Genomic DNA, 10580 nt, shown 5'->3' with positions numbered 1-10580 from the left:
AAATGGGCAATGCCCACCAATACCCAATCATAATCGGGAATCGGGAATCGGGAATCGGGAATCGGGAATCGGGAATCGGGAATCGGGAATCGGGAATGCCTTCGCTTAGCGTGACATGCAGATCAATCGCATTTTTATTGGAAGTTAATTTACTGATATCATCGGCAACAGTAAGAAAAAAAAATGAAATATATAATAGAAAATGTGATAGGTATATAAAATGAATTGTTATAACTTTTGTTCCCTGTTCCCTGCTCCCTATTCCCTACTCCCTACTCCCTACTCCCTATATTTCCCTGTGTTAAACTAAATCGAGATTGGGTTTCATGCATCTACTGGTTAATGCTATATAGTTAACTGGAGGCTAATCCTTGAGTAAATTGACGGGCTTGATGAAAATCTCAAGCCACCAGGACTCATTGCCCAGTGCGGATATCGTGTTTGTTCACGGGCTGGGAGGGGATGCTAGAAGCACGTGGCATCCTAAGGAAAAACGGGATGATGATGACTTCTGGCCAGTTTGGTTAGAAAACGATCAGCTAGGTCTTAACATCTGGTCTTTTGGGTATAACGCTGAAGCGACAAACTGGAAAAGCAACAGCAGTATGCCGCTCTTCGATCAAGCCAGTAATTTATTAGATTGGTTAGACAGCTGCGATCTCGGCAAGCGTCCACTAGTATTTATTACTCACAGTATGGGCGGGCTTGTAGTTAAAGAGATGCTTAACAGTGCTCAAACTTTTGAAAACCAAGGTATTCTTAAACAGACTAAAGGGATTGTATTTCTAGCTACTCCCCACACTGGTGCTCATCTAGCTAAATTAATTGATAATATTGGCGCTTTTGCACAAACCACAGTAAGTGTCAAAGAACTAAAAGCTCATCACCCTCAGTTACGGAAATTAAATGAGTGGTATCGAGAAAACGTTCGGAGTTTAGGAATTGCTACAAAGGTCTATTACGAAACCCAGCCTTTCAAAGGGATTTTGGTGGTAGACGAAGATAGTGCTAACCCAGGCATTGAAAAAGTTAAGCCGGTTGCCATACCAAAGAACCACATTGACCTATCTAAACCAGAGTCTCAAAACAGTTTGGTCTATCGTGGTGTCAAGAAATTTATTGAGGAATGCCTCAAAACTACTGTACGGCTAAAAGATGACAGCAACGGAACAGTTTATGTTGGCGAGATTCCTATTCATGAGCATTAGCTGAACTCGTCCGACCGGGAACGGACAAAATTAAATCCCCCCAGTAACATTATCAATCGTGGCACTCCCCACTTTGTCGGTAGGGATGCTCAACTTGAGCAGCTCCATCAGGAATTTCAACAGACCAATCAATTAGCAATTTGTGCCATTGCCGGAATGGGCGGTGTGGGCAAAACCGAGTTAGCTCTACAATATGCTCTGAAAAATCAGCACAACTACCCTGGTGGGTTGTGCTGGTTCCCAGTGCGAGGCTTGGATCTCGGGACTCAAGTTGTCAATTTTGCCCGTACTAAATTAGGATTAACCATTCCAGAAGAACTAGAGTTCAACCAACAAGTAGAATACTGCTGGGGGCATTGGCCAGAAGGAACAGCATTGATCGTGCTGGATGATGTGCCTTCTTTCAGCAACGACTACAAACAGAGAATTCAGCCCTACTTACCTCCAGCCCAATCCCGCTTCAAAGTACTGGTCACCAGCCGTCAGCGTCCAGGGGCTTCTTACCGACGAATTGATTTGGATGTGCTATCCCCAGAGGCAGCATTGGAATTATTGCGTTCGCGTAGCGTGGCCTACGGCCAATCGCTTGTTGGAAAAGAGCGCATTGAGAAAGAACCAAACGAAGCAGAAGCCTTATGTGAATGGTTGGGTTATTTGCCTTTAGGTTTGGAGTTAGTCGGACGATATTTAGATATACATCCGAATTTAACCATTGCTAAAGTTCAGAAACGTTTAGAGAAAAAGAAATTAGCAGCTAAGGCATTACTTTATCAAACAGAACAAGGGGAGATCACAGCCCAGTTGGGAGTAGCAGCAGCCTTTGAGTTATCCTGGGAAGATTTGGAAGAGTCTCCAGAAGCCCAACAGTTGGGATGTCGTTTGAGTTTGTTTGCTCCTGCTCCTTTTGATTGGTCCCTAGTAGAGTCTTGTGTTATCGAAACTGAAGATGAGGAGGAATGGGAAGAAGAACAAGAAGAGTTGGAAGAATTACGGGATAGTTTCCTAGTTAATCGTAATCTATTGCAACTGACCGAACAGCAAACTTATCGGCTGCATCAACTAATTCGAGAATTTTTCCAGAGCAAGCTGGCTCAATTACCAGAGGCCGATGGCTACAAGCAAAGCTTTTGTAAGACAATGGTGGCTGTAGCAAAAGAAATTCCTTTTACAGCAACTCTGGAAATCATTGCAGCAGTTAACCCGGCCATCCCTCATTTAGTTGAAACTGCCACAGTCCTAACTGACTGCCTCAGGGATGAAGATTTAATCTGGCCTTTGACTGGGTTAGGAAAATTCTATTACGGTCAAGGTACCTATGACCAGGCTGAACTGTGGTGGAAGCAATGTTTAGAGATAACTAGAACCCGCTTGGGTGAGAACCATCCCGATGTGGCTAGCAGTCTCAATAACCTGGCATTACTCTACTGGTCAATGGGGCGCTATGATCTTGCCGAACCCCTATATAAACAGGCTTTGGAGCTGTATAAGCAGCTGCTGGGTCACCACTATCCCGATGTGGCCACCAGTCTCAACAACCTGGCATTACTCTACTACTCAATGGGGCGCTATGATCAAGCCGAACCCCTATATCAAAAGGTTTTGGAGCTGTATAAGCAGCTGCTGGGTCAAGACCATCCCGATGTGGCCCGCAGTCTCAACAACCTGGCATTACTCTACTGGTCAATGGGGCGCTATGATCTTGCCGAACCCCTCATTCAACAGGCTTTGGAGCTCTTTAAGCAGCTGCTGGGTCACCACCATCCTTTGGTGGCCATCAGTCTCAACAACCTGGGTTTACTCTATAAGTCAATGGGGCGCTATGACCAGGCCGAACCCCTCATTCAACAGGCTTTGGAGATAACAAAGCAAGGGCTCGGTCAAGACCATCCCCATGTGGCCACCAGTCTCAACAACCTGGCTGCACTCTACGACTCAATGGGGCGCTATGACCAGGCCGAACCCCTCTTACAACAGGCTTTGGAGCTGTATAAGCAGCTGCTGGGTCACCACCATCCCGATGTGGCCACCAGTCTCAACAACCTGGCATTACTTTACAAATCAATGGGGCGCTATGAGCAAGCCGAACCCCTCATTCAACAGGCTTTGGAGCTGTATAAGCAGCTGCTGGGTCACGAACATCCCCATGTAGCCACCAGTCTCAACAACCTGGCATTACTCTACTGGTCAATGGGGAGCTATGGTGAGGCAGAACAGCTCTATCAACAGGCTTTGGAGCTATATAAGCTGCTGGGTGACGACCATCCCGATGTAGCCACTAGTCTCAACAACCTGGCATTACTCTACGACTCAATGGGGCGCTATGATCAGGCCGAAGCCCTATTTGTCCAGGCTTTGGAGATTGCAGAACAGAAGTTAGGGTCAAATCATCCTAACACTGTAAGCATCCGTAAGAATCTAGAAAGTTTGCGCGATATAAAAAGGGAACAGGGAACAGAATAAACGATATCCGAATAGTTTTTAATGTTATGGTAAATCAGCAATATTATTCATTAATTAGTTAGAAATACTATATACTGGCTTGGTCTTGCTTTTCCTAAGTGAATGACTAATGAAGAATTTAGAATGTAGAATTAAGAATTTAGAATGAACAAGGTAGAATTTAGAATTAACAAGATAGAATTTAGAATTAACAAGATAGAATTTAGAAGATAGAAGGTATAGCAGTCGCAGTAAAGCTTAAGAGATATTTCTGCTCCCTGCTCTCTACTCCCTGCTCCCTTTCAACCAAAATTATCTGTTCTAAACTATACTTCGGTTCTATAAATTTTAAATTCTAAATTCTAAATTCTAAATTCTAAATTCTTCATTTAATTCAAGCTTATTTTCGGGAGGATATGATGCAGGAGTCAGTAGTTTATCAACGAATTATTCGCCAAGGATTAGAACAAGGATTAGAACAAGGATTAAAACAAGGATTAAAACAAGGATTAGAACAAGGATTAGGACAGGGATTAGAACAAGGAAAGCGCAGCGATGCAGCGCGGTCTTGGGGGTTTCCCCCATGAGCGACTGCATCAAGAAATGAGCTTAATTTGATTATCCGTCAAATTAACCGTCGCTTAGGTAAGATAAATCCCCAATTACAAAATCAAATTGAGCAGTTATCCTTTGAGCAGTTGGAGGATTTAGGAGAAGCGTTGTTAGATTTTGAAACTGAAGTGGATTTGACCAATTGGTTAAACCAGTTAACGGATAAGTAAAATCCCGTTAGGTGTCGCACTCAAAAGCCGTGCCATGGAGAGCTGATAGAGTGGGTAAGGAAAAGCTTTACCCACTCTACTATTGCTACAGCAATCGGGTGCATCTCATATTTGCTGTTTGACCCGGTGGTGCCTTACGGGACGGACTGTCCCAACTAAATTCTAAATTCCAAATTCTAAATTCCAAATTCTAAATTCTAAATTCTAAATTCTAAATTCTAAATTCTAAATTCTAAATTCTTCATTCTTCATTCTCTACTTCCTCAATAGATAAACCTAACGCTGAACTCACTTGCTCCACAGTTAGTCCCATTGCCAATAGCTTAGGAATAGCATCTCTTTGTGAACGTTCAGCTTGCTCAGCCCGTTGTTTTTCTTGCTCAGCTCGTTGTTTTTCTTGCTCAGCTCGTTCACTGCCCATCAGCAGTAGATTACCTTCGCTATCCCACCACCTTAGCCACATGTGATTCTGATTAAGATTCTGATATGAGCCTTCCCATACACCTAATTCTACCCCTAACTGTTCAATAGGATAATGTCCCCTTTGATTAGTCTTCATCTGGTGATATTTACCATTAACTAGATGATAGACTTCTAACTCCCCAGTATCAAATATATAGATTCCGTAGTAGGGAATGCGAATAATTTGTTCATAAACCCAGAATTTACCTGGTTTAGTTTTTTCTTCCCCAGTAGCAGATAAAGGAGTAGAATCCCTTTCCTCGTCTCCATTGCCACTAGCAAATTCCAGAGCAATCAGAGGTGCTAGGTGTTCTTGCCAAAGTACATAGGAACGACGAATTTTACCATCTAACAGAGGAGGTACTCCCGGTACATAAAACCAATCCGGAGCTTCTGCTCCTCTTTCTAAAGGTTCTGTGATCCGCCAATAGATACCTGAGTCTTGACCAATAGCGTATTGTCTGTCCGGATGAATTTTCTGGAGAACCGGTTCAATAGAATCAGTTAAAATAATGCTTTGGGGATGCTCATGGAAGTTCTTCACAAATTCGCCATTGGATTCTGGTAGTTGAGTATGATCCGGTAACGAAATAGTTAGACCTGTGCGCTCTAAGCTCTGGGTCATGACAACCTCATCTTGGGAAATGATTTGTAAGCATATGCGCTACGCGCACGCTACGCGAACAGCGGTCAGCCTTTAGCTGATAGCCGTCAGCGGTCAGCCTTTAGCTGATAGCCGTCAGCGGTCAGCCTTTAGCTGATAGCTGATAGCTGAATACTTACAATGATTTAGGTATACTTACTACTTATTTTAGCAGTTCTAAATACCCAAGAACTGCTAAAATAAGTAGTAAGCATTTAGCTATCAGCCTTGGCCTTGACCTTTGGGTCACCCTACGGGAAACGAGGTTTATTTTAAGCTGACGGCTGACAGCTGACGGCACCTCAAGTAGCGTGCGCGTAGCGCATATGCTTACAATCAGTGGCCTAGATTCCCAACCGTTGATAAACCTCGTCCAAATGTTGAAAATGATGCTGGGGATTAAAACATTCCTCTATTTCTGAAGGAGTTAGCTTACTAGTAACCTCAGGATCCTTAGTAATCAAATTGTAGAAGTCTCCCTCAGGTTGATTCCAGGCTTGATGGGCACAAGACTGAACAATACTGTAGGCATCTTCCCGATTCATCCCCTTTTCTACTAACGCTAACAACACCTTTTGGCTAAAGACCACACCCCCATAAACATTCATATTCCGCTTCATGTTTTCTGGATAAACCAACAAGTGTTTCACTAAATCTGTGATTTCCACTAACATGAAGTGAGTTAAAATACACACATCTGGCAGAATGACTCGTTCTACAGAAGAATGAGAAATATCCCGCTCATGCCATAGGGCAACATTTTCTAAAGCAGCCACCGCATGACTCCGCAGAATTCGTGCCATCCCGCTTAGCCGTTCAGAACGAATTGGATTACGTTTGTGTGGCATAGCAGAAGAACCTTTCTGTCCTTTAGAAAAGAATTCTTCTACTTCTAAGACATCGGTTTTTTGGAGATTGCGAATTTCCACAGCAAACCGTTCAATGGTTGCCCCTAACAGAGCTAACTGTTGGACAAACTCACCATGGCGATCGCGAGAAATAATTTGGGTTGAGGCAGTATCAGGTTGCAGTGACAGGTTTTGACATGCGATCGCTTCCACTTGAGGGTCAATATTGGCATAGGTTCCCACAGCACCAGAAATCTTGCCCACAGATATGTTTTCACGCAGACCCACTAAGCGATCGCGATGGCGGCAAACTTCTGCTAACCAACCGGCCAGCTTAAAACCAAAGGTAATTGGTTCAGCATGAATTCCGTGAGAACGACCAATCATCACCGTGTAGCGATGTTGTTGTGCCTGGTAGCGAATCGCTTGAGCAAGCTTCTCGATCTGTTCGAGGATAATATTTAGACTAGCAACCAGTTGCAGTGCCAAGGCAGTGTCTAAAACATCGGAACTAGTCAAGCCTAAGTGTATGTAGCGTCCCACATCCCCTACATACTCATTCACATTAGTCAGAAAGGCAATCATGTCATGGCGGACTTCTTGCTCAATCTCTTGCACCCGCTTGAGGTCAAAATCCGCCTTTGCCTTAATTTCCTCTACTGCTTCACCGGGAATCTTACCCAGTTCCGCTTGTGCTTCACAAACAGCTATTTCCACCTGAAGCCAGGTTTTGAGCTTGTAGGTATCCGTCCACAATTCCCCCATCTCGGGTAGGGTGTAGCGCTCAATCAATTCCCATATCGCAGAACACAACCTTACAATTATAGCAGTTATCAATGGGTTTAGGGACTTTCGTCTTGGGTTAATCGGAGTCGGGAGTCGGGAGTCGGGAGTCGGGAGTCGGGAGTCGGGAGTCGGGAGTCGGGAGTCGGGAGTCGGGATGTAGTGCTGCCAAAGGCTTTTTCCACGGGGCTTTCAAGGTATTGAATCTACCTGAACCGGAAGATAAACGCTATATAATGGATTAATAATTAATGATTAATCATGGGTCAAATCCCCTATCCCCTGTTGCCTGTTGTCACCTACCATGACCAATTTTCCTCTCAATGCTGGGTCTATCCAAATATCCGGGAACGTGAGAACCCCTCTCTTTTAAGGAGGGTCAGAAGTTACCGTAAGAAGAGTGGAGCCTTTATAGGCGACAGACTATGCAAAAAAGGGTTAAAACTCATGAAATAAGGCTCCACTCTTCTAAGGTTTCGTCTCCGGGATGAAACGGACACGACGGGTTTTAACCCGCCGTGTCTATAATAAAGGATAGGAGGAGATAGAAAGTTGTATAGAACAATTCCAGTTAAAGCGTCATTTACTGATGAAGATAAAGCTTTTTGGGTCTTTCAGTGTGAGCAAGCAAATAGCTTGATTAATTGTGCAATTTATTACACCAAACAAAAACACTACAGTTGGCTTGAACAGCAAGAAGAATCATTCACTACTTACTGGAAGGATGATGAGCTTAGGTATGGCTGGAAGACCTATAAGTGCAGTACAAAGTACCCAGAACTAGATAAAACTTTAAAGTTAACTCCCAATTACAAAGCAATGGCTGCCCAGTCGGCTCAACAGACCCTAAAGACAGTAGGTGAGTCCATTGCCAGTTACAACCAATTAGTAGGTCTTTATTACAAGGGCCAAGTTGACAGACCAAGACTGCTTAGGTACAGAAAGAAAGGGGGATTGGCTGCTGTAACTTTTCCCCGACAAGCACTCAACTACAAAAAAGGCTTGTTTGATCCGTCAATAAGCAAAGAAACTAAGCCTCATTTAATAACTGAAATCGCATTAGAACCACCAGATTTTATAGATCCGGACTGGGTGAAAGAAGTTACTGTTCGCCCGTATTTAGGAGAGCTATGGATTGATTGGGTGATCGACAACGGGAAAGAAGCGATTGCTAGCAACCCAAACCTTGACTACACTCAAGCCTGGAGCTTTGATCACGGTGGAACCAACTGGTTGACTGGAGTTTCAACCTGTGGGAAAAGCTTGATTATTGATGGTCGTAAGCTTAAGTCAATGAACCAAGGTTATTGTCGTCTGGTAGCCAAGTACAAACAGGGCAAGCCAGAGTTTTACTGGAATTCTAACCTTGACCGGGTACAACGGAAACGCAACAACCAAATCAGAGATGCGATCAATAAAGCAGCTAGGTTGATTATTAATCGCTGTTTGAATGATTGCATTGGGAATCTGGTAATTGGTTGGAACGAAGGGCAGAAGAATCGTTCCAATATGGGCAAGCGTGGTAATCAGAACTTCGCAGTTATCCCCACCGGAAGATTGATCGAACGGTTAAAACAACTTTGTTATGAGTACGGGATTAAATTAACAATTACCGAGGAAGCGTACACGAGTAAAGCGTCTTACCTTGACGACGACAGCCTCCCAAAACATGGTGAAAAACCCAAAGGATGGATACCGTCGGGCAAACGGGTTAAGCGTGGACTGTATAAAACTTCTGAAGGATGGCTGATCAATGCAGACTGTAACGGCGCTGCAAACATAGCCCGAAAAGTAGCCACACAGTTAGGTCTAAACCTGACCAAGGTGGGTAGGGGAGCTTTGGCACTCCCAAAGCGATATGATCTGTTCACCTCACTGAGTAAATCATATCGCACAAGAAGTGAAGTGGCACGGTTTCAACCCGCCACGTAACAACCTTGTAGAATCCCCGTTTTTTAAAGCGCGGAGATGTCAAATTAAGCTTTAGTACCAGATCAAAAATCGGAGGTCACACTTGACCAAGACAGGTATGATTAAACAGCTAAAATGCGCTCAACGCGCTCTAATTGCTTTAATACTCCCAATTTTAATATTTCTATCGGCTCCACCAGCCCTTGCCCAACCTGATCTCACCATCACCCCTAAAAGTATGACTGTGGCAGGTACCAGGGGTTCTAGCACAAGCCGCAGCTTACTCTTGCGCACGACAAACGCCGTCAAGGATTTACAAATCATTTCCCTAGACCTCAATACTCAGGATGGCCAAGAAATTTTCCCCGCCAAATTGATTCAGCCTACTTTACCAGACGAGGAGATTGAGGCCAATAGTCTACTATCTATCCCGATCCAGTTTCAATTAGACGATGCCCCCAAAAGTGGAGAATTTAGTGGTGAATTACTGATTAAGTTCTCAGAAACTGAACTAAGCGTACCATTAACAGTCCGAATTAAAGACCCCTTTCCCATACCTCTGGGAATCATATCCATTGGGGTGATATTGAGCATAGCTGTGTCCAGCTACCGTAGCCGAGGGAAACTACGGGACAAAATTCTGGTGCGGGTTGGTCAATTGCGTATCCAACTGCGCAGTGACCCCCAGTTAGCTGAAACATCACTCACCGATCAATTCAACTCAATACCAAATCCCTTCAAGACCCGAATTGAAGGCCATCTGCTAGATGTCGAGATGGCTTTGCAGGGGGAACGTTGGAACGATGGTAATCAGGCAATTACCCAAGCTGAGTCAGTGTGGCTGAAATGGCGCAAAGGTCGTGAGGACTGGCTAGCACTCCTGAACTATGGTCAGACCCTGGAAGAAAAAATACCCGCCACTCCGGATATTGACCCCCCTTATCTACAGTCAGTACGCCGTAATTTGCAACTGGCAATCCGAGAGGCACCTGACCAAAATCCTCAAGACTTGTATCAGCAGTTAGATGACTTGGCAAAACAGATTAATAAATACCTGCAACTGGATGCTAAACTCAGGGACTTGGACAACCTGCTGGTAGAAACTACCATATCAACACAAGAGTTACAGAGTTGGCAACGTCAGCAAAAGAATTTGCGCAATAAGTTGAATAATCTCGAACCTACGGATAAAAAAGCTGGTCAGGAGTTGAATGGTCAAATCGAAAAAGCGATCACTCTACTAGCCAAACAAATACCAGCTAACTCTACTAAGTTAGGCTTCCTCATCACCCAACCTGAATTATTGCAGAAAGCACCAGGGATCGATACACCACGGATAGTTATCCAAGAGCCAAGACTAGCAGAGTTTCGCCTCTGGATTTTCTCTGCGATCAGTTATGCGATCGCAATTGTCCTGCTTGCTGGTAGTGGCTTCATTGAGCTATACACCTATAAATCCACCTTTGGCGCTAACCTCTGGGGTGACTATGGCGTCCTCCTGGCT

At 44.2% G+C, this 10580-nt stretch carries 9 protein-coding genes; 6 read left to right on the top strand and 3 right to left on the bottom strand.

Going from position 1 to position 10580, the window contains the following annotated elements; all coding sequences use genetic code 11:
• Nucleotides 1-371 precede the first annotated feature (371 nt).
• The 4 genes from LYNGBM3L_RS05490 (at nt 372) to LYNGBM3L_RS35920 (ending at nt 4429) form a co-directional block, all read left to right on the top strand.
• Nucleotides 372-1208, top strand: coding sequence for an esterase/lipase family protein (locus LYNGBM3L_RS05490; RefSeq protein ID WP_229414322.1), 837 nt, complete (start codon nt 372-374; stop codon nt 1206-1208).
• 51 nt (nt 1209-1259) lie between these two features.
• A complete protein-coding gene (locus tag LYNGBM3L_RS05485) occupies nt 1260-3668 on the top strand; it encodes a tetratricopeptide repeat protein (RefSeq protein ID WP_052308407.1) in 2409 nt (802 codons plus the stop codon).
• Nucleotides 3669-4063: 395 nt separating this feature from the next.
• Nucleotides 4064-4234 carry a hypothetical protein gene (locus LYNGBM3L_RS42865; RefSeq protein ID WP_008180048.1) on the top strand — a complete coding sequence of 57 codons (171 nt, stop codon included), beginning with the start codon at nt 4064-4066 and terminating at the stop codon, nt 4232-4234.
• Between the two features lie 27 nt (nt 4235-4261).
• Entirely contained in the window at nt 4262-4429 is a 168-nt protein-coding gene (locus LYNGBM3L_RS35920; RefSeq protein ID WP_008180046.1) for a DUF4351 domain-containing protein, read from the top strand.
• Between the two features lie 241 nt (nt 4430-4670).
• Here LYNGBM3L_RS35920 and LYNGBM3L_RS05475 read toward each other — a convergent pair whose 3' ends face one another.
• The 3 genes from LYNGBM3L_RS05475 to LYNGBM3L_RS48385 all read right to left on the bottom strand — a co-directional run bounded on the left by LYNGBM3L_RS05475 (nt 4671) and on the right by LYNGBM3L_RS48385 (nt 7350).
• On the bottom strand, nt 4671-5516 hold the full coding sequence (locus LYNGBM3L_RS05475) for a Uma2 family endonuclease (RefSeq protein WP_008180044.1): 846 nt from the start codon (nt 5514-5516) through the stop codon (nt 4671-4673).
• A 362-nt stretch (nt 5517-5878) separates the two neighbouring features.
• Nucleotides 5879-7174 carry an adenylosuccinate lyase gene (purB, locus tag LYNGBM3L_RS05470; protein WP_044492320.1) on the bottom strand — a complete coding sequence of 432 codons (1296 nt, stop codon included), beginning with the start codon at nt 7172-7174 and terminating at the stop codon, nt 5879-5881.
• A gap of 50 nt (nt 7175-7224) precedes the next feature.
• Complete coding sequence (locus tag LYNGBM3L_RS48385; protein ID WP_267871988.1) at nt 7225-7350, bottom strand: hypothetical protein; 126 nt, start codon at nt 7348-7350, stop codon at nt 7225-7227.
• Nucleotides 7351-7717: 367 nt separating this feature from the next.
• Here LYNGBM3L_RS48385 and LYNGBM3L_RS05465 point away from each other — a divergent pair, with 367 nt between their 5' ends.
• Together LYNGBM3L_RS05465 and LYNGBM3L_RS44895 are read left to right on the top strand one after the other, a co-directional pair.
• Entirely contained in the window at nt 7718-9097 is a 1380-nt protein-coding gene (locus LYNGBM3L_RS05465; protein WP_008180039.1) for an RNA-guided endonuclease InsQ/TnpB family protein, read from the top strand.
• An 82-nt stretch (nt 9098-9179) separates the two neighbouring features.
• The coding region (locus LYNGBM3L_RS44895) for a hypothetical protein (RefSeq protein ID WP_161603128.1) at nt 9180-10580 on the top strand (1401 nt) is incomplete at its 3' end.

The sequence above is a fragment of the Moorena producens 3L genome, assembly GCF_000211815.1.
Taxonomy (GTDB): Bacteria; Cyanobacteriota; Cyanobacteriia; order Cyanobacteriales; family Coleofasciculaceae; genus Moorena; species Moorena producens.
Note: the sequence above shows the minus strand (reverse complement) of the source record. Positions and strands in the feature narration are given on the sequence as shown.